Annotated in this window: 23 protein-coding genes; 7 read left to right on the top strand and 16 right to left on the bottom strand. The window is 61.3% G+C overall.

What is annotated here, in order from left to right; all coding sequences use genetic code 11:
* Positions 1-10: 10 nt before the first annotated feature.
* From nagZ to WDN02_RS12330, 4 genes are all read right to left on the bottom strand, one after another.
* Positions 11-1,015: a beta-N-acetylhexosaminidase gene (gene nagZ / locus WDN02_RS12345; protein ID WP_337293781.1), complete on the bottom strand. Its 1,005-nt coding sequence runs from the start codon at positions 1,013-1,015 to the stop codon at positions 11-13.
* A 39-nt stretch (positions 1,016-1,054) separates the two neighbouring features.
* Positions 1,055-2,542 (bottom strand): SPOR domain-containing protein, encoded by a 1,488-nt coding sequence (locus WDN02_RS12340; RefSeq protein ID WP_337293780.1) that lies wholly within the window; start codon positions 2,540-2,542, stop codon positions 1,055-1,057.
* A gap of 134 nt (positions 2,543-2,676) precedes the next feature.
* Positions 2,677-4,443, bottom strand: a complete 1,767-nt coding sequence (argS, locus tag WDN02_RS12335; protein ID WP_337293779.1) for an arginine--tRNA ligase — start codon at positions 4,441-4,443, stop codon at positions 2,677-2,679.
* A gap of 26 nt (positions 4,444-4,469) precedes the next feature.
* Positions 4,470-5,672: a deoxyguanosinetriphosphate triphosphohydrolase gene (locus WDN02_RS12330; RefSeq protein ID WP_337293778.1), complete on the bottom strand. Its 1,203-nt coding sequence runs from the start codon at positions 5,670-5,672 to the stop codon at positions 4,470-4,472.
* A 196-nt stretch (positions 5,673-5,868) separates the two neighbouring features.
* Here WDN02_RS12330 and WDN02_RS12325 point away from each other — a divergent pair, with 196 nt between their 5' ends.
* Positions 5,869-6,216, top strand: coding sequence for an iron-sulfur cluster assembly accessory protein (locus tag WDN02_RS12325; protein WP_337293777.1), 348 nt, complete (start codon positions 5,869-5,871; stop codon positions 6,214-6,216).
* 74 nt (positions 6,217-6,290) lie between these two features.
* Positions 6,291-7,178, top strand: a complete 888-nt coding sequence (locus tag WDN02_RS12320) for a sugar kinase (protein ID WP_337293776.1) — start codon at positions 6,291-6,293, stop codon at positions 7,176-7,178.
* A gap of 57 nt (positions 7,179-7,235) precedes the next feature.
* On the opposite strand, the gene WDN02_RS12315 is transcribed toward WDN02_RS12320, so the two are convergent.
* Entirely contained in the window at positions 7,236-8,213 is a 978-nt protein-coding gene (locus tag WDN02_RS12315) for a glycine--tRNA ligase subunit alpha (protein ID WP_337293775.1), read from the bottom strand.
* 132 nt (positions 8,214-8,345) lie between these two features.
* Here WDN02_RS12315 and WDN02_RS12310 point away from each other — a divergent pair, with 132 nt between their 5' ends.
* The gene (locus WDN02_RS12310) at positions 8,346-8,558 is read left to right on the top strand and encodes a hypothetical protein (RefSeq protein WP_337293774.1); all 213 of its coding nucleotides are present in this window, start codon (positions 8,346-8,348) and stop codon (positions 8,556-8,558) included.
* A gap of 42 nt (positions 8,559-8,600) precedes the next feature.
* On the opposite strand, the gene WDN02_RS12305 is transcribed toward WDN02_RS12310, so the two are convergent.
* Both WDN02_RS12305 and WDN02_RS12300 read right to left on the bottom strand, forming a co-directional pair.
* Complete coding sequence (locus WDN02_RS12305) at positions 8,601-9,356, bottom strand: methyltransferase (protein ID WP_337293773.1); 756 nt, start codon at positions 9,354-9,356, stop codon at positions 8,601-8,603.
* Positions 9,340-9,573: a DUF2007 domain-containing protein gene (locus WDN02_RS12300; protein ID WP_337293772.1), complete on the bottom strand. Its 234-nt coding sequence runs from the start codon at positions 9,571-9,573 to the stop codon at positions 9,340-9,342. The genes WDN02_RS12305 and WDN02_RS12300 overlap by 17 nt, the downstream gene beginning before the upstream one ends.
* 170 nt (positions 9,574-9,743) lie before the next feature.
* Here WDN02_RS12300 and WDN02_RS12295 point away from each other — a divergent pair, with 170 nt between their 5' ends.
* Positions 9,744-10,757, top strand: a complete 1,014-nt coding sequence (locus WDN02_RS12295) for a polyprenyl synthetase family protein (protein ID WP_337293771.1) — start codon at positions 9,744-9,746, stop codon at positions 10,755-10,757.
* A gap of 37 nt (positions 10,758-10,794) precedes the next feature.
* Here WDN02_RS12295 and WDN02_RS12290 read toward each other — a convergent pair whose 3' ends face one another.
* From WDN02_RS12290 to WDN02_RS12270, 5 genes are all read right to left on the bottom strand, one after another.
* Positions 10,795-11,667 (bottom strand): 4-(cytidine 5'-diphospho)-2-C-methyl-D-erythritol kinase, encoded by an 873-nt coding sequence (locus WDN02_RS12290; RefSeq protein WP_337293770.1) that lies wholly within the window; start codon positions 11,665-11,667, stop codon positions 10,795-10,797.
* A gap of 173 nt (positions 11,668-11,840) precedes the next feature.
* Positions 11,841-13,535: a tetratricopeptide repeat protein gene (locus WDN02_RS12285; protein ID WP_337293769.1), complete on the bottom strand. Its 1,695-nt coding sequence runs from the start codon at positions 13,533-13,535 to the stop codon at positions 11,841-11,843.
* Positions 13,536-13,872: 337 nt separating this feature from the next.
* On the bottom strand, positions 13,873-15,087 hold the full coding sequence (locus tag WDN02_RS12280; protein WP_337293768.1) for a cell wall hydrolase: 1,215 nt from the start codon (positions 15,085-15,087) through the stop codon (positions 13,873-13,875).
* A gap of 302 nt (positions 15,088-15,389) precedes the next feature.
* Complete coding sequence (locus tag WDN02_RS12275) at positions 15,390-17,033, bottom strand: thiamine pyrophosphate-binding protein (protein WP_337293767.1); 1,644 nt, start codon at positions 17,031-17,033, stop codon at positions 15,390-15,392.
* A 26-nt stretch (positions 17,034-17,059) separates the two neighbouring features.
* Positions 17,060-17,953: an oxaloacetate decarboxylase gene (locus tag WDN02_RS12270; RefSeq protein ID WP_337293766.1), complete on the bottom strand. Its 894-nt coding sequence runs from the start codon at positions 17,951-17,953 to the stop codon at positions 17,060-17,062.
* A 385-nt stretch (positions 17,954-18,338) separates the two neighbouring features.
* Here WDN02_RS12270 and WDN02_RS12265 point away from each other — a divergent pair, with 385 nt between their 5' ends.
* Both WDN02_RS12265 and WDN02_RS12260 read left to right on the top strand, forming a co-directional pair.
* Positions 18,339-18,926: a hypothetical protein gene (locus tag WDN02_RS12265; protein WP_337293765.1), complete on the top strand. Its 588-nt coding sequence runs from the start codon at positions 18,339-18,341 to the stop codon at positions 18,924-18,926.
* A 59-nt stretch (positions 18,927-18,985) separates the two neighbouring features.
* Positions 18,986-19,900 carry an alpha/beta hydrolase gene (locus WDN02_RS12260; RefSeq protein WP_337293764.1) on the top strand — a complete coding sequence of 305 codons (915 nt, stop codon included), beginning with the start codon at positions 18,986-18,988 and terminating at the stop codon, positions 19,898-19,900.
* 3 nt (positions 19,901-19,903) lie between these two features.
* On the opposite strand, the gene ppdK is transcribed toward WDN02_RS12260, so the two are convergent.
* Both ppdK and WDN02_RS12250 read right to left on the bottom strand, forming a co-directional pair.
* Positions 19,904-22,585: a pyruvate, phosphate dikinase gene (gene ppdK / locus WDN02_RS12255; RefSeq protein ID WP_337293763.1), complete on the bottom strand. Its 2,682-nt coding sequence runs from the start codon at positions 22,583-22,585 to the stop codon at positions 19,904-19,906.
* A 77-nt stretch (positions 22,586-22,662) separates the two neighbouring features.
* Positions 22,663-23,268, bottom strand: a complete 606-nt coding sequence (locus tag WDN02_RS12250; RefSeq protein ID WP_337293762.1) for a DUF308 domain-containing protein — start codon at positions 23,266-23,268, stop codon at positions 22,663-22,665.
* Positions 23,269-23,616: 348 nt separating this feature from the next.
* On the opposite strand from WDN02_RS12250, the gene dxs reads away from it, so the two are divergent.
* Positions 23,617-25,548 carry a 1-deoxy-D-xylulose-5-phosphate synthase gene (gene dxs / locus WDN02_RS12245; RefSeq protein ID WP_337293761.1) on the top strand — a complete coding sequence of 644 codons (1,932 nt, stop codon included), beginning with the start codon at positions 23,617-23,619 and terminating at the stop codon, positions 25,546-25,548.
* 76 nt (positions 25,549-25,624) lie between these two features.
* Here dxs and WDN02_RS12240 read toward each other — a convergent pair whose 3' ends face one another.
* Together WDN02_RS12240 and WDN02_RS12235 are read right to left on the bottom strand one after the other, a co-directional pair.
* Positions 25,625-25,951, bottom strand: a complete 327-nt coding sequence (locus tag WDN02_RS12240) for a putative quinol monooxygenase (protein WP_337293760.1) — start codon at positions 25,949-25,951, stop codon at positions 25,625-25,627.
* A gap of 102 nt (positions 25,952-26,053) precedes the next feature.
* On the bottom strand, positions 26,054-26,503 hold the full coding sequence (locus WDN02_RS12235) for a MarR family winged helix-turn-helix transcriptional regulator (RefSeq protein ID WP_337293759.1): 450 nt from the start codon (positions 26,501-26,503) through the stop codon (positions 26,054-26,056).
* Positions 26,504-26,724 lie beyond the last annotated feature (221 nt).

The raw sequence follows: 26,724 nt of genomic DNA, 5'->3' as shown, positions 1-26,724 counted from the left end.
CTTGGGCTGTTCAGGCGCTGATCGCAAGCGAGGCTTGGATTTGCGTCCAGACGTCCACAGGATCGAACGACGCGGCAGGTTGACCGCGCCACGAAGCGGCCCCCTCTGCCCGCGCCAGCGCCTGACTTTCGAGACTGGGTGCGGCCCCGGCGACCGCCTCGGCCTCGGCCAAGTCGCCGTTGCAATGAAGCGCGATATCGACGCCCGCTGCAAAGGCGGCTTCCGCCCGCGCCCGCAACGTCCCGCTCAGCGCCTGCATCGATAAATCGTCACTGAAAAGCAAGCCGTCGAAGCCGATTTCATTGCGGATGAAGCTTACCACCCTCGGGGACAGCGTCCCCGGCCGCTCCGGGTCGAGCGCCGTATAGACGACATGCGCCGTCATCGCCGCCGGCAGGTCGGCATTCGCCTTAAACGGCAGGAAATCCGCCGCCAATTGGTCGAGCGACGCGTGAACGACCGGCAAATCCAGATGGCTATCCACCCCGGCGCGGCCATGGCCGGGAATATGTTTCATGACCGGCATGACGCCGGCATCGGCCAGCCCTAGAGCCGCGGCGCGGCCAAGCCGGGCGACGATCTCAGGCTCGCGCGAAAAAGCCCGATCGCCGATCACGTCATGCGCGCCCGGGACTGGCACGTCCATCACGGGGGCGCAATCGATGGTGATACCGAGGTCGCGTAAGTCCTGCCCGAGCAGCGCCGCGGCCTGGCGCACCATCTCTTCCCGGCGCACCAACGGCATCTCCAGAGCGCCAAGCCGGGCGGCGGCTGGATAGGCGCGCCAACGCGGCGGCCCAAGTCGCTGCACGCGTCCACCCTCCTGATCGACAAGGACGGCGGCATCGCGCCCGACAATGGCGCGAAACTCCGCAATCAGCGCGCGGACTTGCGCCGGCGCCTCGACGTTCCGCTTGAAAAGGATCAGCCCGAACGGGTCGCTGTCGCGGAGAAAGTCGCGCTCCTCCGCGGTCAGCACTTTGCCCTGGCAACCGCAGACGAAGGCGCGGCTCATGGCATGAGCATGTCGCGAACGACCATGCCGCGCATCCTATCAGCCATGCGCGAGGAAGCAGGCTGCACCCTTAGCCTTTAGCCGTTCGCAGAGCGAAATAGCCGCTGCGTGCGAGAGGCCACCAACGCGGACACGATAGACCGTCTTGGCGCCGACCTTCACCTGACGATACTTCAGGCGATAGCCATGCAATTCGGTGCCATAAGAATGCGTCAGCCGGGCCAAAGCGGCATGGGCTTCGGCCTCGCTGCCGGGCGCGGCGAGCTGGACGGAAAAGCCGCCGGCCGCCGCTGGCGCCGCGACCGCGTCATCCGCGCCGGTTTCGGCACGCGCGATCCGAACGGGCTTATGGTTCTCGTGCGGCGCGGGCGCGGAGGCTGCGTTTTGGCCATTTTGAGCGCTCCACGGCAGATCGTCGCTCGCGGGCGGCACACGTGACGGCTCGGGAGCCGCAGGCGGCGCGGGGGCCGGCGTCAAACTGGCACCGCCGAAATTGGAGGCCATGGACGGAACGGCAGGATCGCCTGCTGGCGCCGCGCCGGGAGGCGGTGGCGGGGCGGCGGAATCGGCAAAGCTGCCATCGGGCCGCACCGCGATCGTCTTGACCTTATGCGGTTGCACCATGTCGCCAAGAGTCACGTCTTGCGATGTATCGGCACCCGGCGGCGGCGGAACCGGAACGGCGGCGGCGGGCGCACTCGCCGCGACCTGCGCAGCGGGAGCGGGTTTGCCGACGGCATTCACGTCGACGGGCTGCTCAGTCTGGCTGACCGCGGCGGTCGGCGCCTGCTGCGGTGTCTTATCAAGGATCGAAGCGTTATCACTCGCGCTCGGATCGGTTCCGCCCTCGGCGACGGCAACTTTCATGGGCGTGGTGGGGGCTGTGATCAAGGCGATCTGCGCCGGTGCGGCCGGCGTCCGCTTCATCGCGAACGTCGCGCCGATCCCCAGCATTCCCGCAATGATGATTGCGGCCGTGGCGTAAAGCGGCATCCGCGAGCGCACCTCGGCGATCGGCTCCGCGGGGGAGGCCACGGGCGCATCGAGCCAGGCTTCTTCACCGACATAATCTTCTTCGACATGCTGATCATGCGCATGGGGATCATGTGCATAGTCATCGTGCGCATAATGATCTTGGTGGTGACGATCCTGTGCGTGGTGATCGTGCCAACGGCGATCTTCGGCGTCGGCAAAATTCTGGAATTCGGGATCGAGCGAACCACGCAAGCCAGCTTCGATCGCCGCAAAGTCGATCGCCCGGCCCTTCGGTTGGGCGTGCTGATGCGATTCCTCAACAAGCCAATCGGGGATGTGATGCGGCTCTTCCGGCTGCTGCGGTTCAGGCGCACGGCCGCGCGTCGGACGCGCCTGAAACATGCTCTCGAAGCGATCTTCGCCACCACCGACCAGCCGAGCCAGTTCAGCCAGCGGATCGTCGTTGCGGGCCGGCGACGGCGAACGGCTCAGCCGCCGCTCGAACTCATCGAGATCGATCATCTGCCGTTGTTTGGTTGCGGGCTCACTCATCGTTCTAACCTCAACTTTGCCCCCGCATCGTCCCTGCTGAATTGCCTGACGAATCGGGCTTTTTAGCGCCGCCGGCGGCTAAAGCCGCCCGGTGTGCCTCCCGTTCTTCAGCGGGACGGGCTCTTCCTGCCGCTTCAGCGCATCTCGTCCGGTGCGCTCACCCCCAAAATGGCAAGTCCACTCGCCAAAACGACAGTGACCGCGAGGACCAATGCCAAGCGAGCGATACTTAAATCTCTATAGTCTTCATTAACAAATCGTAATTGTGGCTGATCTTTGCCACGCGTCCAATGCCCATGCAGCTCGGATGCGAGGTCATGCAGGTAAAAAGCGACCCGATGCGGCTCATGCGCGTTCGCCGCCGCTTCAACCACACGGGAATATTGCGCCAGCAGTTTGATGAGACCGATTTCACCGGCATCGGTCAGCAGCCCGAAATTCGCCTGTGCCAGCGCCGCTGGCGAAAGATCGGCGTCCGCAAAAGCCGCCTGCCCTTGGCGCAGCGCCGATTTTCCGCGCGCATGGGCATATTGCACATAGAAGACCGGATTATCCTTCGATTGCTCGATGACCTTGGCGAGATCGAACTCAAGCGGCGCATCGTTCTTGCGGAAGAGCATCATGAAGCGCACTGCATCGACGCCGACTTCATCGACGACATCGCGCAGCGTGACGAAATCGCCAGAGCGTTTCGACATTTTCACCGGCTCGCCATTGCGCATCAGCTTGACGAGTTGGCAGAGCTTGACGTCGAGACTTGCCTTGCCGCCGGACAGCGCCGTCACCGCGGCCTGCATCCGCTTCACATAGCCGCCGTGATCGGCGCCCCAGACGTCGATCAGATTGCGGAAGCCGCGATCGATCTTTGTCTTATGATAGGCGATGTCGGCGGCGAAATAGGTGTAGCTGCCGTCGGATTTCTTGAGCGGCCGGTCAACATCGTCGCCGAAAGACGTCGATTTGAAAAGCTCCTGTTCGCGGTCTTCCCAATCTTCGGACGGCTGACCTTTCGGCGCCGGCAAACGCCCGACATAGACGAGGTCTGCGGCGCGCAGCTCATCGATGGCAGAGGCGATCTCGTCGCGACCGCCCTGCGTCAGGCTGCGTTCCGAAAAGAAGACATCATGCACGATATGGAGCGCGGCAAGATCGGCGCGGATCATCTCCATCATGCCGGCGATCGCAGCCGCGCGCACTTGCGGAAGCCAGACAGCTTCAGGCTCATCAAGCAGAGCGCGGCCATGTTCCTTCGCCAGCGCTTCGCCAATCGGTTTCAGATAATCGCCCGGATAAAGGCCTTCGGGGATCGTGATCGTTTCGCCCAGCGCCTCGCGATAGCGCAGATAGGCGGAGCGTGCGAGAACATCGACCTGCGCGCCGGCATCGTTGATGTAATATTCGCGCGTCACGTCGCCGCCAGCGAAGGCGAGCAGACTGGCGAGCGCATCGCCGAAAACGGCGCCACGGCCATGCCCGACATGCATCGGCCCCGTCGGATTCGCCGAAACATATTCCACATCGATCTTTTCAGCAGTGCCTGCTGTCACCGCGCCAAAGCGGCCGCCTTGAGTCAGCACTGCGTCAAGGATCTGCGCGAAGACCTGCGGCTTGACCCGAATGTTGAGAAAGCCCGGCCCGGCGACCTCCGCCTGATCCACGTCAGGATCGTCAGCCAGCGACATCGCAAGTTCGGTCGCCAATTGGCGCGGATTGGCGAAATGCGCTTTCGCCTCCTTCGCATAGACCATTGCCGCATTGACCGAGAGATCGCCATGCGCGGGATCGCGCGGCGGCTCGACGACGAAACGCGCAAGATCGAGATCGGCGGGCAGCCGACCGTTGACGATGATGTTTTGCAGCAGCGTCGCAACGCGGCCGTGGAAGTCGGAATAAATGTTCATGGCTTTGCTTTGGTGTTTGTAGCGCGCTAACGCAATTCGGGCGTCTCGTCAAAAAGCCGCTGATGCTCGGCAAGCGCGTAGCGGTCAGTCATGCCAGCAATATAGTCGCAGACGACGCGCGCCATTTTGGCTTCGTCCTCGGCGCCGCGAGTGATTGCCAGCGACGCCCACTCCGGCGGCATTAACTCCGGATCCTTGAATAAAATATTGAAGAGATCGCGCGCGACGCCAGCGGCCTCGACCCGGATGCGTTTGATGTCGGGATGCCGGTACATATTCTGGAACAGGAAACTCTTGATTGTCTGCTGGTGCGCCGCCATCACCGGCGAGAAGCCCGCGATCGCATGGTCCAGAGCGCGTACTTCGTCGGCGCTCGCAACGCGGCTCGCCTTCAGCCGTGCCGCGCTCTCATTGATCGCGTCTTCGATGAAATCGGTGATCACGCGACGCACGAGTTCGTGGATACATCGCTGGCGTTCCAGTCCGGGGTGAAGCGCATCGATCCGTTCAATGCGCTGGCGCAGATAATCGACCTCGGCCAATTGCGAAAAATCGAACAGGCCGGCGCGTAAGCCGTCATCGATATCGTGCGCGTTATAGGCGATGTCGTCGGCGATAGCAGCCGCCTGCGCTTCTGGCCCGGCAAAGAGATCGAGCCGCAGATCGTGCATCGTCGCATATTCGAGGCTGGCCTCCGGCAGGCCGCGCGCCGCGTAGCGCGCCGTGGGGTGACCATCCGGCCCCAGCAGCGGCCCATTGTGTTTCACGAGGCCTTCGAGCGTCTCCCAGGTGAGGTTGAGCCCGTCGAAAGAGGCATAGCGGTGCTCAAGCTTGGTGACGATGCGCAGCGCCTGGGCATTGTGGTCGAAACCGCCATAAGGCCGCATGGCCTCGTCGAGGGCGTCTTCGCCGGTGTGTCCGAAAGGCGTATGGCCAAGGTCGTGCCCAAGCGCCAATGCCTCTGCCAGATCGTCGTCGAGGCCCAATGCGCGAGCAAGAGCCCGGGCAATCTGGCCGACCTCGATCGAATGGGTAAGCCGGGTGCGGTAATGATCCCCCTCGTGCGGAATGAAAACCTGCGTCTTGTGGGCAAGACGGCGGAAGGCCGTCGAATGCAGGATACGGTCCCGGTCACGCTGGAATTCGCTCCGCGTCGGGGAATTTGCCTCAGGAAAGAGCCGGCCGCGGCTGCGGCTGGCGTCCGAAGCGTAGGGTGCGCGCCACGGCATGAAGGCGGTCGACGGCCCTCCGGCAGGGACGGATTCAGGGTGTGTTGGCAAAGCCGGGTTCCTTTTGCCAAACTGTCGCACGGCACGGCGGCGCGTCCCGGCTCGTTGCAGATGGCGCGGTTGCGACATATCTTCCTATCGCAACCCTATGCAAGCGATACGACGGGCCGCGTAGCTCCGTCGATCTGAGGTCAAGATGAACGATATTGCCGTCGCAACGCCGGTGAATCTCACAGGCAACGCCGTTCGCCACATTGCCGAAATCCTGAAGACCGAGCCGGCGGGCTCGGTGCTGCGCATCGCTGTCGAGGGCGGCGGCTGCTCCGGGTTCCAATACAAATACGCGGTCGTGCCGGCGACGGCCGACGGTGACCTCGTGCTCGCCGAGGATGGTGCCAAAGTCGCCATCGACCCGATTTCGCTGGATTATCTGCGCGGCAGCAGGATCGATTTCGTCGACGAACTAATGGGTCGCGCCTTCAAGATCGACAATCCGGCGGCAACAGCCTCGTGCGGTTGCGGCACGAGCTTTTCGCTCGATTAGCGCGGGCACGGCATTAAGGCCGTGAACTTTCGACCGCCCTGCGTCGTTTTCTTGGCTCGGACGGGGAGAGACGCGTGCAGGCTTTGTTCATCGGCCACACCTATATCGATGTAACTCTGCTCTGCGATTCCATTCCGACCGGAGACAACAAGACGGTGGCGCAGGATTATGCCGTCTCCTTCGGCGGCAATGCGGTCACGGCCGCGTTCGCCTGCGCCAAGCTCGGTCATATCCCCGATCTCATCGCCAATGTCGCCGACGATTGGCTTGGGCGCATGTTCCTCGACATGGCACGGGCCTATCAAATCCGCGTGCATCCCCGGCACGTCAAACGGTCCTCGCTTTCATTCGTGCTGCCTAACAATACCAAACGCGCCATCATCCGCGCCCGTGACGACAAGTTCTTCCATCCCTTTCCTAATCTCGATCTCGATGGCTGCCGTGTGCTGCATCTCGATGGGCATCAGGGAGACGCGGCGCTGCATTATGCGAAAATCTGCCAGCAAAATGGCATCCTTACTTCGCTTGATGGCGGCGGCTTACGCGGCAATCTCGACGCGCTGCTTGATCTCATCGATGTCGCCATCGTCGCCGAACGGCTCTGCGAGCAGATGAAGCTTTCGCCGCAGCAAATGCTCGAATATCTGAATGGCAAGGGCTGCAAGATCGGCGGCGTCACGCAAGGCGAGCGCGGCCTCTACTGGTACGACGAACGCGGCGAGGTCTCAACGCTGCCGGCCCTGCCCGTTCCGAAAGAGAAAGTCATCGATACGTCGGGCGCCGGCGATATCTTTCATGGCGCCTATGTCGCGTCATATCTCGCCGCGCCGGAAAAGGGCTTCGCAACGCATTTCCGTTTCGCCCGTGCCGCGGCGGCCTATAAAATCACGCGTCTCGGCAATGAAGCCGGCCTGCCGACGCAAGCCGATGTCGCTGCAATCATGCAGGAATATGCAGCATAGCGTTTTCGAGTGAAGTGGTTTCCGGTTCGCGTAAAGAAAACGCGTCAAATAAAAATCCTAGAGTCTCGATTCTGACTCCGTCGGAACCGAGGTTCCGGCCAGATCGGCGCCGCCGGCCTTGGTCTTCAGCCAGGCCTTGCCGCAGGCTTTCGCCAGCTCGCGCACGCGCAAAATATAGCTCTGGCGTTCGGTCACCGAGATCACACCGCGCGCATCCAAAAGATTGAAGACATGCGAAGCCTTGATACATTGATCATAGGCCGGCAGCACCATGAGATGACGTTCGCCGTGCTCACCCTTTTCCAGTAGCGCCTTGCACTCCGCTTCGGCGTCGGCGAAATGACGAAACAGCTTATCCGTATCGGCATATTCGAAATTGTAGCGTGAATATTCCTGCTCGGCCTGTTTGAACACGTCGCCGTAAGTCAATTTCTCCGCGCCGTCGCGGCCATTGAAATTGAGGTCGTAAACATTCTCGACGCCCTGCACATACATCGCAAGACGCTCGAGCCCATAGGTCAATTCACCGGCGACCGGCGCGCATTCGATGCCCGCGACCTGCTGGAAATAGGTGAATTGGGAGACTTCCATTCCGTCGCACCAGCATTCCCAGCCAAGTCCCCAGGCGCCGAGCGTCGGGCTTTCCCAATCGTCCTCGACGAAGCGGATGTCATGCAGCGAGACATCGATGCCGATCGCCTTGAGCGAACCGAGATAAAGCTCCTGCAGATTATCCGGCGAGGGCTTCAGGATCACCTGGAATTGATAATAATGCTGCAGCCGATTGGGATTGTCGCCATAGCGGCCGTCCTTCGGGCGGCGGGACGGCTGCACATAGGCCGCGCGCCACGGCAACGGCCCCAGCGCTCGCAATATTGTGGCAGGATGAAACGTACCGGCGCCGACCTCGATGTCATAGGGTTGCAGGATCGCGCAGCCCTGCGCGGCCCAGAAGGTTTGCAGCCGCAAAATGAGTCCCTGAAACGATCGTTTCGGATCGAGCCCCTGCGTCTCAAGATTCGTGTCGGTTGGCATGATCTGATCTTTGCAATCAAATGAAAGTGCGAGCGCTTGACTCGCGTCGTCCGGGAACCTGTCTCCGATTGCGCAGTTCTGTTCAAGTACCTTTTTTGGCTTTAGCCATCCATTCAAGAGGGAGAAATATTGATGCAGTTGAAACGTAAACTCGCCCTGTTTGCCTTTGCATCCGGCCTTGCCCTTGCAGCGGCGAGCGCTGAGGCCGCACCGGCAGCCGGCATCAGTCAAGCGGCTCCTGCCGTGTCTGCAAGCGAAAACACGACGGCACCAATGGTTCAGAAAACCTGGTGGCATGGCCACTGGCATCATTGGCACCACTGGCATCATTGGCACCATTGGTAAGAAAACGACTGCGGCGCGTGATGGAAATCCCACGCCGCGAATCTACCAATTGATCAGCGCGGTACCGCGATGCAGGGCATCGGCCTCTGCCGTAAATCTCTCGCCTTCGTGCAGAATAAGCGCCGGGGCAATCGTCAACGGTGCGCGGCCGCCTTTTTGCGCGCGGACAAGAATCCGCTTCGCGGCGCTGTCCTTGCGCGGTTGAATTGGCATCAGCGTCAGCGCCGCCTGCGTATCGAGTGACGCCAGAATAGCGGACAGGGCGTCCGCCCGATGAATCAGGATCAAAAGACCGCCCCTCGCCAATAAATCGAGACAAGCGCCAAGCCATTCCGCGAGCGCGGCTGGTCCCGGCGTCGGCATCGCGTGTGCGGCGCGTTTGTTCGCATCCGGCGAAAGCCGCGACCGAGCGGGGTCAAGAAACGGCGGATTGGTGATGACGAGCGTGGCCGAGCCATCCGCAAGACCTACGGCGCGGCGGCTGTCGGGATCGAGAACATCGGCCTCATAAACTCTGCCCCGCGCCGCCATGTCATTCAAAGCTAGATTCTCGCGCGCCAGAGCCGCCGTAGCGGGATCGTTTTCGATCAGTCCGAATGTCACATCCCGCCGCAGCCGCGCGAGGGCCAGCCCGGCCGCGCCGACCCCGGCACCAACGTCCAGCGCCAGGCCCTGAACCTCTGCCGGCGCAGCGGCGGCAAGCAGAACCGCATCCGTGCCGGCGCGATGTCCATGTGGCAATTGCCGCAGCCGCAACTGCTGGCCCAGAAAGAAATCGGCCTCAGCCGTTTCGGTCACTGGAAAGTTCCTGCGATAATCCGGCTTCACGCATGACCCGGCGCGCTGCCACAGCGTCGTCCGCCAATATGAGGACACGCCGCGGCAAAAAGCCCAGCGATCCCTCGATGGCGCTGGCGAACTGGTCGGCGACGAAGACGCCAATCCCGTTTTCCGACAAAAGTGCCTCGACAGCCGAGATCAGCACGAGATCGTTGGTTCGCAGAAGTTCGATCATGGTCCTCAGGCGCGGCAATTGGACGTTGGCCGCACGCTAGACGTTCCGCTTCCATTGCGCCAGTTGTCACCGGTCGCCCGCCGTGCTCTAGGGCTTGGCTTGCGGGCGGCGGTCTACCGGCCTAATTTGGCGCCGGTCAGGCTGGGGGCGGCCTTCTATTGGAGAGAGATTTGGGCGTCGTCGTTCCACTTGAGGAGGCCGCCGGCGAAAGCCGTATTGAAGCGCTGAATCGCCTCGCCGCCCCGGATATGGAGCGGGTCAATCAGGTCATCCTGTCACATGCCGCATCGCATGTGTCGATGATCCCCGACATCGCCAATCATTTGATCACCTCCGGCGGCAAACGGCTGCGCCCGATGCTGACGCTCGCGACCGCCGGCCTCTGCGACTACACCGGCAGCGGCCACATCAAGCTCGCCGCCACGGTCGAATTCATGCACACGGCGACATTGCTTCACGACGATGTCGTCGATCAAAGCAACATGCGGCGCGGCAAGCTCGCCGCGCGGATGCTCTGGGGCAATGAGGCGACGGTTCTCGTCGGTGACTTCCTGCTTGGCCAAGCCTTCAAGATGATGGTTGAGGTCGGTTCGCTTCAAGCGCTCGAAGTTCTCTCCTCGGCTGCCGTTGTGATCGCCGAAGGCGAAGTCATGCAATTGTCCGCGGCGAAGGATACGCAGACGAGCGAAGACGATTATCTCGCCGTGATCCGCGCCAAGACCGCAGCCCTCTTTGGCGCCGCCTCCGAGGTCGGGCCAATCCTCGCCGGCCGCTCGAAGGCGGAGATTGCTGCCTGCCGCGGCTATGGCCTCAACCTCGGCATCGCCTTCCAGCTCATCGACGATGCGCTCGATTACGGCGGCAAATCCGCCAAGCTCGGCAAGAACGTCGGCGACGATTTCCGCGAAGGCAAAATCACCCTGCCCGTCGTGCTCTCGTTCCGCCGCGGCACCGAAGCCGAGCGTGCCTTCTGGCGCCGGACGCTTGAGGCCGCCGAGATCGGCGATGGCGATCTCGAAACGGCCATCGCGATCATGCGCAAACATCGCGGTCTTGAAGATACCGTCGAGCGCGCGCGCCATTATGGCGCCATGGCACATGATGCGCTTGAACTTTTCCCGGCCTCGCCCTGGAAAGCCGCACTCAAAGACGTGGTCGATTTCTGCATCGAGCGCGCGCACTAAAAATTTCCCCTATCCCCGCCTGCGCGGAGAGAGAATCTTAATTCAGCAGCGTCGCTTTCACCCACCAATCGGGATGTGCTTCGGCAATTGCTTTACGGGCCCGCCCGACCGCGCGGCAATTGTCGAACAGCGCGAAACATGTCGCGCCGGAGCCGGACATGCGCGCAACCCGGCAGCCGGGCGCGGCAGTCAAAATCGCCAGAACCTTGGCAATGATCGGCGCGAGAACCGACGCCGCATCCTCCATGTCGTTGCGGCCTTTGCGCAGCGCGGCGATGAGCGAGTCATAAGACATCCCCGACGCGACCTTTGGATGCGGCCCAAAGTGCGTTTCGCTGCCCGGCGCGATTTTCATGAATTCAAAAACAGGTTTCGTTTCGAGCGGCTGACGCGGGTTGACGATCAGCGCCGGCAAAGGCGGCAGATCGAGCACCGGCCCAAGCTTTTCGCCGATGCCCTGCATCATCCGCGCTTTGGCAGCGAGACAGACGGGAACGTCGGCACCCGTCGCCCTCGCGGCCTCAAAAAGGCGTGGGTCATCGGGTGCAAGAGCGTTGAGCCGCGCCAGGAGACGCAGCGCCGCCGCGGCATCGGACGAGCCGCCGCCGATGCCAGCCGCGACCGGCAGCGTCTTCACCAATGAAAAGGTGCCGACGCGAAGCCCCTCAACGCGCTCGCCCAATTGCCGCGCAGCTTTGATGACAAGATTTTTTTCGGGATCGCCGGAAGCACCCGCCGTGGGGCCGGCGACATGAAGCTCCAATTTGTCGCCGGGCTCAAGCGTCAGCCGGTCGCCGGTGCGCGAGAAGGCCACGAGGCTTTCGAGCTCGTGATACCCGTCGGCGCGGCGCCCCACGACATGCAGCGTCAGATTGATTTTCGCGGGCGCGCGATCAGTGAGTTGGGGCAAGGGAGAATCTGATCAGAGAAGGAGGGACAATCTCACCGCGTCATGGCCGGGCTTGACCCGGCCATCCAGACACCAAGACTTGGGCCATAATGGCGGCGCTTGGATGTGCGGATCAAGTCCGCGCATGATGAACCCGCGGGATTGCCTCGCCGCGATTGCGAGAGTGGGCGCGCCTAGCCGCCGCCGTTCAGTTTATGCCCGGCGTCCGCGGCCGTGGGCTTACTGCCGATGACCGGCTTGGATTCACCGGCCTTCATTGGCGCTTTATCGAGCCCGAATTTGATCTTCTCCAGGATCCGCGGCAGATCGGATGCATCCGCCCCCATGTCGCGCGCATGATTCCACTGGAAATGCGCTTCGAGTTTGCGACCAATGTGCCAGTAGGCATCGCCGAGATGATCGTTGATGACGGGATCGGCCGGCTTCAGATCGATCGCCTTTTCGAGATCCGACACGGCTTCCTCATAATGGCCGAGCTTGTATTCGGCCCAGCCGAGGCTATCGACAATATAGCCGTCTGTCGGACGCAGTTCGACTGCACGGCGCAACATCGGAAAAGCCTGGTCCAGATTGACGCCCTTATCGACCCAGCTATAGCCCAGATAATTCAAGACCAGCGGCTGATCCGGGAAAAGCTGCAGCGCGTGTTTGAAGTCGGCTTCGGCCTTTGGCCAGTTCTTGCTGCGCTCATAGGCGATGCCGCGGAAATAATACAACGGCCAATTGTCGGTCTCGGGCTTCTTCGATGCCGCGATAGCGCGCGTATAGCTCGCGATGGCCTCGTCGTAATGATCATGCGCGCGTTGCAGATTACCGAGCGCAGACAAGGCCTGTTCGTCGTACGGATGATCGTTGACGACATCACGCAAATGGGCGAGCGCCTGATCGCTGCGGCCGAGATTTTCGAGGATCTGGCTGATTTCGATATCGGCCGTCTCACGCAGCGGGTCGCTGTCCGCAACGTCCTGATAGACGTCGAGCGCCTGCTCGTTCTGGTTGATACGCTCGTAAAGATCGCCAAGCGTCAGCAACGCCAGCGAATTGTCAGAATCTAGATAGAGCGACAAGCGCAGATAGATGAGCCCGGCGAGATCGTCGCCCTGACGGCCGCCAGCTGCGCCGAGGCCATAGAGCACTTCCGCCGCGCCCTGATCGACGTCCTTCACAAAGGGCGCGAGCGTCTTGCCGGCCTTCAGGTCAGCCAGCGCGGCGCGCACCGCGGGGTGATCCGGCACAACCTGCGAGAAAGCCGCGTAAACGTCGGTCGCGTCCTTGTTCTTGCCGGTGTCGCTCAGGAATCGCGCATAGGCATCCACAAGTCGCAGCGTGTTTTTGTCGGCGGCGTAAGCTTGCTGGAAAGCTTGTGCGGCTTGATCATTGCGGCCGGCCACTCCGGCGATCAAGGCTTGGTGATAATTCCGGAACACACCGAAATTCTGGTCGTCGAGACGGCCAATGAGTTCGAGGGCGCGCCGCGTCTGGCCCGAACCCTGATAGGCCCAGGCGCTGAGCAATGTCGCCGTGAGGTCGCCGCCCTGATTGCCGCCGCCGCGGCCGAACTGGCTGCGGGCTGCCGCATATTGATGCTCTTTGATGGCGCGGACGCCGAGCGCGAGATGGGCCAGGCCGTTATCAGGCTCAAGCGCCAGGAGCCTGTCGGCGAGGCTGAAGGCTTCCGGCATACTGCCGTTCGACAAAGCCGCAACGAAAGCGCGTTCGATCAACTCTTTGTTGCGCGGATCAAACCGCAGGGCTTCGCGGAAGAATGTCGCCGCCGCGACCGTATCGCGATCCGCCCCCGCAACGACCGCCGCGAGATAATTGCCGGTCGGGCTGTCGCCCACCTCAAACGGAGTGGCGATGGACAAATTCTCATTGACCTTGGCCGTAGCCGGTGAAAGGCCCGCTGACGCTATCAAGGCAGCCGAAGCAAAAGAGAAAATCGCACGCGAAGCGAGGCGGTGCAAAAGCAAGCTTAATCCTCCGGAAAATAAACGTATTTTGGGCGCGGAAGTCGGCGTCTCACACGCAGCCCTTACGAGCCTGGGACAGGCCTGCTGCCGAGCCCGCCACGGTGCCAGCTATAGGCTGAAACGGCAAGCCCGAAAAGCAGGCCACGCGGTTGATGCAGGAACGCCCCGATTCAGGTCGGATCATGGCCCCGAAGATGGCCGTTTTACGTCTGCGGTTTTTCTAAGTTTGTCCCTAAGACTGCCCTGGCCGCAATTTGTAGAAAACGTGCTGGCCGATCCTATCCGTTCGCTGCAACCTTCGCGCCCAATAAGGATGCACGTACAGCGCGTGATAATGGGTCGCGTCGCCGACATCGGCGACATAGGTCTGGCCGCTCGTGACCGCGGCGGCGATGTGTTCCGCGCGCCGCCATGCCTCGGGCTCGGTCACGCGCAGCGATCGACCCTCGCACGCAAACGAGAACTGGCAGGCATGATAATATTGTCGATTCTGGAAGACGACGCCGCAGATTGTCGGTGGGTAAAGCCCGCTGGAGACCCGGTTGAGCACGACTTGCGCGACGGCGGCCTGGCCTTTTTCACTTTCGCTGCGGGCCTCGAAATAGATCGCCTGGGCGAGGCAGTGCTCCTCGCGCTGGGACTGGTCCTCGCCGATCAGGGCCGCGTAATCCGGCCGGTCGGACGGCATGGCCGATAAATCGACCGGAACGCCGCCCGGGATCGTCGGTAGGGCGACGACTTCGACAGGCGTGGCGTCAGCTGGCGCCGGGGTCGTCGAGGCCAGCGACATGGCGCGTGCAACCTCGGGCGTCGCACCCTGGAGGAACCTTTCATTGATATTGGCCGGACGGTAGGTCTCGGCCGATCCGGTTTGCGTCGGCGAGGCCGCGCCGCTTGCAGGCGCCGTGGTCGGGTTTTCGCCCTCCGGCCAGGCCGTGAAGCCCGATGCGCCCGACGTGGGGGGAACTGCGCCAACGACGAAGACGTCGCTCTGGAACGTCTCGGCGTCGGCGAAAATCATCTGATGCGTGCGCAGCGCGGCTAGGCCGCCCGACCGTTCCAGTTGTGAGCCGAAGGTCGGCCGTAAGCCGACAGTGGGGTCGCCGCGATGGCTGCGATCAGTTTCCGGGAAACCATGGACATGCGCCTTCAACATGATCCGCGGCTGAATCTCTTCCGGCATCTGGTCAAATTCGGACCTGTCGCCCGGGCTCAGCCCTGCGGCTTGCATCGAAGTCCATCTTTGCGGGTCGAGGCCGAAGGCGGCACCGCTGACGGTCGCAGGAATGAGATCGCCCGGCGCCGTGATCGCGAGAATGCTGTGCGGAGCGACTGACGCGCCGATGACGGCATCCTGTCCGGCATCGGCGGCCATCGAAACGACCAGCCCGACTCCGAGACACCAAGGCGCAACAACGCCCATCGCCCATGAGATACGAAGACCCATACGCCCGCCACAAACACCAAAGCGTTTTCAAGCGAAGTGGAGACCGGCTCGCGTGAAGAAAACGCGTCAAAACAAACTCTGAAGCTTTCGGTTCCAATTCGGACCGAAAGCTTTGGCGTGTTCCGCCGGCCACAGCCGACGAGAATTCCGCCTCACCTCATAGTTATCGCGGTTTAAGCTTGAAGAGGTGTTTAGCAGCGATGAAGCGCATCGTTTCAATTTGAGGCAAATTGAATTTGAAATGTCGGCGTTGGTGAAAGTGAGCATCGTTCGTCCGCCGAGGGGCGAGCATCATTCCAGCCTTATGACTTGTAGAGCGTCTTCACGGCGTCATGCAGCTTCATTGCCATTGGCGAGGCTGCGTAAGGATCGGTCACGACTTCGATGTACACGCCCGTTGTCGCTGACGCGGCGCTCACCATCGCCGCGTCGAATTCGCCGCAGGTTTCCACGCGCGCCGTCATCCAGTCGTCATTACCGAATGCCTTCGCCAGGTCGGCGTAGCGCCACGGCGCAAGGTCGTTGTAGGCGATCGCGGGATCCTTGCAGAGCAGCCGCTCGATCAGATAGCCACTGTTGTTGAGCACGAAGATGATCGGCTTAAGACCGAGCCGGCCGTATTGGCTGATCTCCTGCACAGTGAGTTGGTGGGCGCCTTCGCCCGTTACGAATACGACGCGTCTATCGGGCGCAGCGACCGCCACGCCGAACGCGGCGGGCGTGCCCCAGCCTATGGAACCCCATAGGGTCTGATTGTGGTACGTAACGCCCCTGGGCAGCAGGGCAAAGCCAAGCCCCATCGAGACGGTGCCCGTCTCCACGACAAAGATATCGTCGGGCTTGAGGAAGCGTTCCCAGCGCGGGTAAAGCGCGTCCGCACTGATCGCATCATTGCCGCTGCCGGTGAGAGCGCCGATCGAACCCGCCTTGATCTTCTGCCTGTCTCGTTTCGACATCCGCTGCGTCAGCGTTGTCAGAATGTCGCCCATCTCGACGTTATTGTAGACATTGCCGCCGACCACAATGCGATGGTGCGAGATGGTAATGGTTTTTCCCGGATCGAGATGCGATGTGAACGCGCCGGTGTTGAAATCGGTCATGGGCGCGCCGATCGACACCACGCAATCGACACCTTCGATGAACGCCCGCACGTTCTCGTTCATCAGCTTTCCGTTGTAAATGCCAACATACGCGGGTTGCTGCTCATCCAGCACCGACTTGCCCATCAGCATCGTGGCGAACGGCAATCCCGACGCATCAATCAACGCCTGCAAAGCGGCTTGCTGACCGGTCCTTGCAACAAGAAAGCCCGCGAGCACGCACGCGGTATCAGCCTTGTCGAGCGCGGCGACGACGGCACCGGTTGCGGCTTCCAGCATCTCAAGATTGCTGTGCGGTATCGGGATCGGCTGGGCCTCGCCAAGGATCGGCTGTACGGCGAAATCCGCGGGAAAGGCCATGTAGACGGGCCTGCGATGGTAGAGCGCCTCGTAAATGAGGCGCTCCGTCTCGTACACGGCGTTCTGCGGCGTCATGATCGCGGAAGCGCAGACCACCGGCTCGCTCATGCGGTGGAACAAATCGTATTCGCCATTGCCGAGCGTATGGTGCATCAACGCCCGCGTCGTCTGGGTCGACATCGGCGGCGCTCCCACGAGATGGAAGACCGGGAGATGTTCGGCGTAGGCGCCGGCGATGCCATTGATCGCACTCAATTCGCCTACGCCGTAAGTGGTGCAAAGCGCGCCGACACCCTTGATGCGGGCATAGCCGTCTGCGGCATAGGCGGCATTGAGTTCGTTGCAGCATCCGACCCAGCGGATGTTGGCGTCGTCGCAAATGGCGTCATTGACCGGGAAGGCATAGTCCCCCGGCACTCCGAAGACGTCGTCAATGCCAATGTCGTGCAAGCGCGAGAGAACGTGCTGAATTACGGTAAGTGTCATGACCGTTTCAAATCCGTTGGAGAGGCTCAGACCGGCTTGATGTCCGCATCTTCGAAAGGCGCGTAATAGCGCTCCTCGTTCTCCCGGATTTTCGGCAATCCGACCAATTCGTTGAATTCGTCAAACTTGATCATCCGTTCGTCAAACGATGTCGTCGTGCCGGTGCTGAGCAATTCCTTGGCAAGCTCGGTCGCAAGTTTGGCGTAGGCATAGGTAAACGCATTCGGCCAGACGACGGCGGCAAAACCCATCGATTGCAGTTCAGCCGCTGGCACGATCGGCGTCTTACCGCCCGGAATCATATTGGCCAGCGTGGGAACAGACACGAGCTTCGGGATCTGGCGCATTTGATCGAGGTTCTCGGGCGCTTCGAGAAAAACCCAATCGGCGCCGGCTTCGATGGCCCGATGGGCGCGCTCGACAGCCTCGTCCAGACCATGGACGCCGATGGCATCGGTACGCGCCAGAACGGTGAAGTCGTCATCCTTGCGCGCGTCGACGCCGGCTTTAATCTTGGCGATGAACTCATCGGCCGGCACAACATGCTTACCCGACATATGACCGCAACGCTTCGGCGAAACCTGGTCTTCGAGCATGATGGATACCGCGCCGGCCTTTTCCATTTGTCTGACCGTATGTTGGACGTTTGTCACGTTGCCATGTCCCGTGTCGCCATCGACCCAGACCGGGAGATCAACCGCGTCGCACATCCGCCAGATGCAATCGACCATGTTCGTGAGCGTCAGCAGTTCGATATCCGGGACGCCCATGAAAGCCGCAGAATTGGCATAGCCGCCGCAACCCAGCACCTTGAAGCCTGCCCGCTCAATGATTTTTGCGCCGAGGGGATCGTGGGCGACCGGGATCGTCAATATGTCCTGGGCCAGCAGATATTGTTTGAACAGGGTTGTCTTCTTCATGATGCCGATTTCCTATCGGTCGGATGGGAGGCAATTTCCGACGCGAAATGACGGACTTTTCGAGCCCGTTTCGGCATACGGTCTCTATTACGATACTACCCGTTACGCTTCCCCTCAATTCTCGGCGACGATTAAGTTTGCGCTGCCGCCCAGAGGGATGCGGTTCAGGGCCGCAAGCGCGCTACTTGCCGAAGAAGGTCGGGACGATCCGATCGGATAACGCGTGGTCAACACTGGCGATGTGTTCGAGCGGTGACGGAGACTGACCCCGGCGTCAACGTCATTCCCACAGACGATGACATAATCCGTCTTTCCTTTACATGAGTGGCGAATTACGTTTTGCCCTCCGTCTTTCTCCCCGCTTCATCTCTTCGGGAACAGCGCCATGCCGATTCGCGGCGACGTCATTCATACGGTCAATTTCTTCCAGGGCGCTTTCACCATCATCCTGGCGCTGGCCCTCGGTGAGGCGCTGAAATCCTTCGCCAGCGAAGACCAGAATCAATCGCTGCACTGGGAGCGCCTCCCGGCCCTGCTGACTTTCATGCTCATCTTCTTCCAGTTCTTTGAGAGCATGGCCGAATATTTTTACTCGACATATCTTAGTCCGAAGACAGCGTTGGAATTTGTTCCCGGATATCTCATTTTCGACGGTATCATGTTCATGACGCAAGGCAGTTGCTTTTTCACGATGTCGCGGTCCCTGGCCCCCCAGCGCTGGCAGCGCTTCTACGGCTCCGTGCTCGTGCTCATGCTGATCGATATCGTCTGGACCGGCGTCAACCAAATCCGTGGCCTGCATGTAGGTCCCTGGCTGGTCATCGACATCGCCATCGCCGCCGTAATTTCGCTCATGATGTGGTTCGAGCGCGGCAAGGACGAGTCGATGCGCCCAGGCTATATCGGGCTTGCGGTTATCGCGGTTGCCGCAGTGCTGGGCTATTGGTTCGAGCACGACATGTATTTTCCGTGAACGCGCCGCATGATCCCTACAAAACCGCCCTGTCAGTCGCCCGTCTGGCGCTAGGGGTCATGGGTCTGTTTGCGGGCGCAGCCACGCTTGCTTCGGATCTGCGGCTTCCGCCCAAAACTATCTGCGCCGCGCCACCTGTCACATCGCCGATCTACGACGATGTGCATGAGCAGATCGCGCAAACATCACGAGGACCGATCGCCTATTATCGGTTTGGTCGCGGCAGTCCGGTCGTGCTCGTCACCGGATTCCGTGCGACCTTATCCGAATGGAACGCCCGGTTCCTGGCTGAGCTTGCAAAACACAACGAGGTTGTCGTCTTCGATAATCGCGGGGTCGGACGATCGATTCCCGATGCGTCCGATTTCAGTGCAAGAGACATGGCGAACGATACGGCTTCGCTGATCCAGGCGCTAAAATTAGGGCATCCTACCGTGGTAGGTTGGTCGATGGGAGGAATTGTCGTCCAGCAACTCGCAATCGACGATCCAGCGTCGATTGCTCAAATGGTGCTCCTGAGCACCCTCGCGCCGGGCAAATCAGGAATTCCCGTCAGGCCTCACGTCGAGGCAATGCTGTCGGGCGCGCCGGGCGTCACATTTGACGACGTCATGAGCGTGCTGTTTCCACCGGCGAGTCTTTCCAGCGCTACACATTGCTTTCGTCGGGAAATGTACGAGCCCGCCGATTATCGCTCTCCGGTCATTTCAAATGCGGTCACAAATGGGCAGTCGGCGCTGTTGAAGGCTTGGTCACAAGATGGAAGTGCGGCGAAAGCGCTTCTGGCGGTGAGAGTTATAACTCTGATCCTTTCCGGTTCGGACGATGACGTTGTCTCCGTCAGAAATTCCAACGCGCTTCGGAATCTTCTGCCGAATACGCGCTTAGTCACGATCGGCCGAGCCGGTCACGCTATGATGTATCAATTCCCTGTCGCGCTCGCGCAGAAGATTAGCGCATTCGCGAAGCCATAGATTTTACGAATCTTCGCCAGGCGCCAGGCCGCCGACGGCCGCCTGCGCCGCGGCAAGCCTCGCGATCGGCACACGGAACGGCGAACAAGACACGTAATCGAGCCCTGCCCGCTCAAAGAAACCGATCGAGGCCGGATCGCCGCCGTGTTCGCCGCAAATCCCGAGCTTGATGTCGGGCCTGGCCTTGCGGCCGCGTTCGACCGCGATCTCAACCAATTCGCCGACGCCCTGCTGATCGATCGTGGCGAACGGATCGCGCGCAAGCAGACCCTTTGAGATGTAGATGCCGAGGAATGTGCCAGCATCGTCGCGCGAAATGCCCAGCGCCGTCTGCGTCAGATCGTTCGTGCCGAACGAGAAAAATTCCGCGGTTTCGGCAATCTCGCCGGCTTTCAGCGCCGCGCGCGGCAATTCGATCATCGTTCCCACGGTATAGGCAATCATCTCGCCAGTTTCGGCCGCAACCGCTTCGGCGACCTTATCGATGATCGCCTTCACAACATCGAGTTCCGGTTTGATCGCGACGAGGGGCACCATGATCTCGGGCGCCGGCGCCTGCCCCGTCTTGCGCTTGGCATCGACCGCGCCCTCGAAAATGGCGCGCGCCTGCATTTCGGCGATCTCGGGAAAGGCGATCGCCAACCGGCAGCCCCGAAAGCCCAGCATCGGATTGAATTCCTGCAATTCCTCCGCACGATGCCGGATATGTTCGGGCGTGACGCCGGCGGCCTTCGCAACCTCGGCGATCTCCTCCGGCGTGTGCGGCAGGAATTCGTGCAGCGGCGGATCGAGCAGGCGGATCGTCACCGGGAAACCCGACATGATCTCGAACAATTGCGCAAAGTCGCTGCGCTGGAAGGGCAGCAATTTGGCAAGTGCGGCGCGGCGGCCCTTCTCGTCTTCGGCCAGGATCATTTCGCGCACGGCAGCGATGCGCGCAGCGCCGAAGAACATATGTTCCGTCCGGCAGAGGCCTATCCCTTCGGCGCCAAAGCGGCGCGCCGCCTCGGCGTCGGCCGGCGTCTCGGCATTGGCGCGCACGCGCAGCCGGCGCAGCTTGTCGGCCCATTGCATGATCGTGCCGAATTCGCCGGAAACTTCCGGCTGGCGCATTTCGATCGCGCCGCGCATCACTTTGCCGCTTGTGCCGTCGATGGTCACGATGTCGCCGCGCTTGAGCGTCACCGGACCCGCCGACAGGATGCCGCGCTCGGAATCGATCCGCAGCGCGCCGACACCCGAGACGCAAGGCTTGCCCATGCCGCGGGCGACGACGGCCGCGTGAGAGGTCATGCCACCGCGCGTCGTCAGAATGCCTTGCGCGGCATGCATCCCATGAATGTCTTCGGGACTCGTCTCGACACGAACGAGGATCGCTTTGCGTCCAGCGCTGCGCAATTGCTCGGCCTCTTCCGCATTGAAAACGATCTCACCGCTCGCGGCGCCGGGCGAGGCCGGCAGACCCGTCGCGATCACATCGCGTTCCGACTCGGGCGCGACATTTGGGTGTAGCAATTGGTCAAGCGAGCCCGGCTCGATGCGCAGCACCGCTTCCTGCTGGCTGATCAACCCCTCCTGCGCCATCTCAACGGCAGCCCGCAACGCGGCTTTGGCGGTGCGCTTGGCGCCGCGCGTTTGCAACATCCAGAGCTTGCCGCGCTCGACGGTGAATTCGACATCCTGAATGTCGCGATAATGGCGCTCGAGCTGATCGGCAACCGCAACGAACTGGTCAAAAACATCGGGGAGCGCCGTCTCCATCGAAGGCTGCACGGAGCCTGCCGCGATGCGCGCCGCCTCGGTGATGTTCTGCGGTGTGCGGACGCCGGCAACGACATCCTCGCCCTGCGCATTGATCAGGAACTCGCCGTAAAGTTCCTTGGCGCCGGTCGATGGATTGCGGGTGAAGGCGACACCGGTCGCAGACGTATCGCCCATATTACCGAAGACCATCGCCTGCACGTTGACGGCGGTGCCCCAGGATTCCGGGATATTGTGCAATTGCCGGAAGATTTTCGCGCGCGGATTGTGCCATGAACCGAAGACGGCGGCGATGGCGCCCCAAAGCTGCGCCTGCGGCTCCTGCGGAAACGGCGAACCGTGCACCTCGGCGATCTTCGTCTTGAAGATGGAAATGATCTTTTGCCAATCCGCGGCCGAAAGGTCGGTATCGAGATTGAGGCTGTTATCTTCCTTGAAGATCTCGATCGCTTCTTCAAAATGATGATGCGCGACGCCGAGCACGACGCTCGAATACATCTGGATGAAGCGGCGATAGGAATCGTAGGCAAAGCGCGCGTCGCCGGCGTCTTTCACCAGGGCCTCGACCGTCGCGTCGTTGAGACCGATGTTGAGCACAGTATCCATCATGCCCGGCATGGAGGCGCGCGAACCTGAACGTACGGATACGAGCAGCGGCCTTTGCGCATCCCCAAACGTGCGGCCGGTGATCGTCTCGATCTGTTTCAGGGCCGCATCGATCTGCGGCTTGAGTTCGGCCGGGTAGGTTTTCGCGTTGGCATAAAAATAGGCGCAAACGTCGGTCGTGATGGTGAAACCCGGCGGCACCGGCAGGCCGAGATTGGCCATTTCCGCCAGATTGGCGCCCTTGCCGCCCAGCAGAGCATGCATCTGGCTGCTGCCTTCGGCGGTGCCGTCGCCGAACGTATAGACCCACTTCGTCATCAAGGTCCCCGAATTGGCCGCCCACAAGCGGACGATCCATAAAGCAGCGCGAGCGCCGACGGAACGTTCTTCTGATTTTAAGCGTGACGCGGGAGAGTGTTAAGACGAGCTTTCATCCGCAGGCCAAGGGTGATCCAGCTTCCGCCCCAGAAAAGCAAATCAAGCCCAAGAAGCACGCCGAGGATCGCCAGACTGTTTGCCGGCCAGCCGATCAGGACGACGAGACCGACAAGCGATGTCACGACGCCCGCGACAACGACGATCGTGCGTACATCTTTATTGAGATGCGTGCCGACATAGATGCGAATGAGCCCGGTGACGAACATGGCGACGCCGAGAAGCAGGGTGAACAAAGCCGCCGCCATGAGCGGCTGGGCCAGCGCAAAGGCCCCCACCACGATATAGGCGAGGCCGGCGATCACCCAGAGAAAGAACCGCGTCCAGGAGCGCGAGCTAATTGCGAAAACGATCTCGCCGCCGCCAGCGACGATCATAAAGAACGCGATGATATACTCGGAAACGATGGTCGCAGCGACGGCCAGGACCAAGGCGGCAACGCCCATCGCGGCGACAAGCGCCCCGAGGACGATGAACCAGGGCCAACGATGACGCAGACGCTCGACGCAGCTTCCTGCCGGCATCGGCAAGGATGAAATCGGCACGGTTTCTGACGGCAGGCTCATGACGGACTCCCCGCGAGCAGATATGGCGCGGGCGGCGCGTTTTCCAGAGCCTCGCCAGCCAGCTCCGGCCGAATGGTTCAGCTCAGGTTAAACGCAGGCGCGTTCGCGAGTCGCAGCGTTCCCTATCAGTAACCCGAAAGACACAGCCGAGCCAGAAGCAGCATAAACGACCCGCTTGCGTCGACCATCCCCGGGGTCTGTGCGTTGCAGCATCGGTTAATCCTGATAACAATACGGGATTGCTCTTCTTTTCTACAAAATTGCTGTTTTAGACCTTTTCGATGTAAGTTCGGGCTCAAGACGAATAGCCACGCTTAAGCTGGCACGATCATTTACGATGAGGTCAATGTGACGACATCTTCGAAGACCCCGCTTCTCGACGCGATCAAATCGCCAGCCGATTTGCGGCGACTTCCCGAAACGGATCTGGCCCAGGTCGCGGACGAGTTGCGCACCGAAACGATCGACGCAGTGTCGGTCACGGGCGGCCATCTTGGCGCGGGCCTTGGCGTCGTCGAACTGACGACCGCCCTGCACTACGTCTTCAACACGCCGGACGACCGGATCATCTGGGACGTCGGCCATCAGGCCTATCCGCACAAGATCCTGACCGAACGGCGCGACCGTATCCGCACGCTGCGCAAGGGCGACGGCCTGTCCGGCTTCACCAAGCGCTCGGAGAGCCCCTACGACCCATTTGGCGCCGGCCATTCCTCCACGTCGATTTCCGCCGGCCTCGGCATGGCGGTCGCCGCCACTTTGGCCGACAAGCCGACCAATGTCATCGCGGTCATCGGCGATGGCGCGATGTCGGCCGGCATGGCCTACGAGGCGATGAACAACGCCGGGGCGATGCATTCGCGCCTGATCATCATTCTCAACGACAATGAAATGTCGATCGCCCCGCCCGCCGGCGCGCTCTCGTCGTATCTGGCCCGGCTCGTCTCTGGCGGCACCTATCGCACGGTGCGTGAGGCGGCCAAGCAGCTCGGTCGCCATCTGCCGAAGTTCATCTACGACCGCGCCCGCAAGACCGAGGAATTTGCCCGGAATTTCTGGGCCGGCGGCACGATGTTCGAGGAACTCGGCATCTACTACGTCGGGCCGATCGATGGCCACAACCTCGACCAGCTCCTGCCGATCCTCAAGAACGTCCGTGATATGGAAGGCCGGGGTCCGGTCCTCGTTCATGTCGTCACCCAAAAGGGCAAGGGCTACGGACCGGCCGAGGCGGCAAAGGATCGCCATCACGCCGTCAATACGTTCGACGTCATCACCGGCGCACAGGTCAAGCCGAAGGCGAATGCGCCGAGCTATACCCGCGTCTTCGCCGACGCCCTCGTCAAGGAAGCGCAGAAGGACGACAAGATCGTCGCCATTTCCGCCGCCATGCCGTCGGGCACAGGCCTTGATGTTTTCGAAAAGGCCTTTCCCGAACGCACCTTCGATGTCGGCATCGCCGAGCAGCATGCGGTGACTTTCGCGGCAGGTCTTGCCACGGAAGGGTTCAAACCGTTCTGCGCGATCTATTCGACCTTCCTCCAGCGCGCCTACGATCAGGTCGTCCACGATGTGGCGATCCAGAAACTGCCGGTGCGCTTCGCCATCGACCGCGCCGGCCTCGTCGGCGCCGACGGCGCGACGCACGCCGGTTCTTTCGATGTCTCGTACATGGGCATCCTGCCCGGCATGGTCGTGATGGCCGCCGCGGACGAGGCGGAACTCGTCCATATGGTCCACACCGCCGTCGCCTATGACGAAGGCCCAATCGCTTTCCGCTATCCGCGCGGTGAGGGCATCGGCATCGAACTGCCGGAGCACCCCGAAGTCCTGACGATCGGCAAGGGCCGGATCGTGCGCGAAGGCAACAAGGTCGCCATCCTGTCGCTCGGCACCCGCCTCGGCGAGGCGCTGAAGGCAGCCGAAGACCTCAGCACTTACGGCATCTCGGCGACTGTCGCTGACGCCCGCTTTGCAAAGCCCCTCGACGTCGATCTCGTCACCCGGCTCGCCCGTAACCACGAGATTCTGATTACGGTCGAAGAGGGTTCTGTCGGCGGCTTCGGCTCGTTCGTAACGCAGGCGCTACTCGAAAAGGGTTTGCTTGACGGGCGCAAGCCGCTCAAGCTGCGCTCGATGGTGTTGCCGGATATCTTCCTCGACCATAACAAGCCCGAGAAATTGTATGCTGAGGCACATCTCGACGCGAAGGGCATCGTCGCCAAAGTGCTCGAAACGCTCGGCCGCGAAGACGAGGCCGCGCGGGCGCTGATCGCGTAAATCGCGCCGGCCCCTGGAGCCAAACTCGGCAAACCGAGTTTGGCCTTTCACTCAGGACGCAGGTGATTTTGTCGGCTTAGGCGAGCTTGACTTGGGCACGCAACGGAATCGCTTGCGGCTCGCTGACCTCGTGGATCGATAGTTTGCGATCGAAAATACCAAGGTCCTTCCACGCTCCGCACCATTCGGCGAGATGATTGGAGGCGAAATGTTCGTCGAAGGCGGCCTGGCTCACCCAACGCTCCGCGATATGAATGAGGCCTGGGTCCAAAATATCCTCCGCATAGGAATATTCGAGACACCCGGCCTCTTTGCGGCTGGCTGCAATCACCTTTTGCATGGCCGGTTTTGCTTCCGCCAACCGCTCGGGTGCAATTCGTATTGTACCGACAATTAGGAGCATGGGTCTCGCCGTGCTGATAAGTTAACGCCGCAACAAGCCGCAAAACTCCAACCACGTCAACGCACTGTTTACACGGGCACCGCCATGAGCCCGCGGGAGCGATCAGACCCCGCTAGTCAATCGGTCCAGCGAACGATCGAGCATTTTGTTGAGCCGGGCCGTCTCGTTTTCGCCTAGCAAATTCTCCACATGCGACTGCGCTTTGCGCCACAGAGGATAGGCGATGGGCAAAAGGCCCCGCCCCGCGGGCGTGAGCACGATTGCGCGGCGGCGGCGATCGTCTTCCGCCTGATGCACTTCCACAAGCTGGCGCTCGATCAGCGGCTTGAGATTACGTGTGAGCGTTGTGGGGTCGGTAAACAGGGATTCGGCCAAGTCACCGACCGAAAGGCCCTCCGCCGCGTAAAGTTGGGCAATGAGATTGAATTGCGGGAGCGTCAGCCCCGCCGGCTCCAGCATTTCATCATAGATTTGCGTGAAACGGCGCGCGGCTTTGCGCAAGCGCAAGCAGGTGCAATTGGCGATTTCCTGGGCAGCCAGCAATTTACTCATGTTCCGTTCTGCCCTCATCACTTTCTCTGAGCAAAACATATAACTGCATATACAGTGATGCCAAATGCTGATGTCACGATTTGACTTTACGGCTTGACACGCAGCCGATATTATCTGTATCTACAGATAATATCTATGCTCGAGACTGCAATGGCAACCTTCGCGGCGCTCTATCCGCCAAATCAGCCTCAGCGACATGTGATTTGCGCCTAAATAAGCGT

Source organism: Methylovirgula sp., assembly GCF_037200945.1.
In the GTDB taxonomy this organism is placed as follows: Bacteria; Pseudomonadota; Alphaproteobacteria; order Rhizobiales; family Beijerinckiaceae; genus Methylovirgula.
This window is presented reverse-complemented; position numbering and strand designations above follow the sequence as displayed.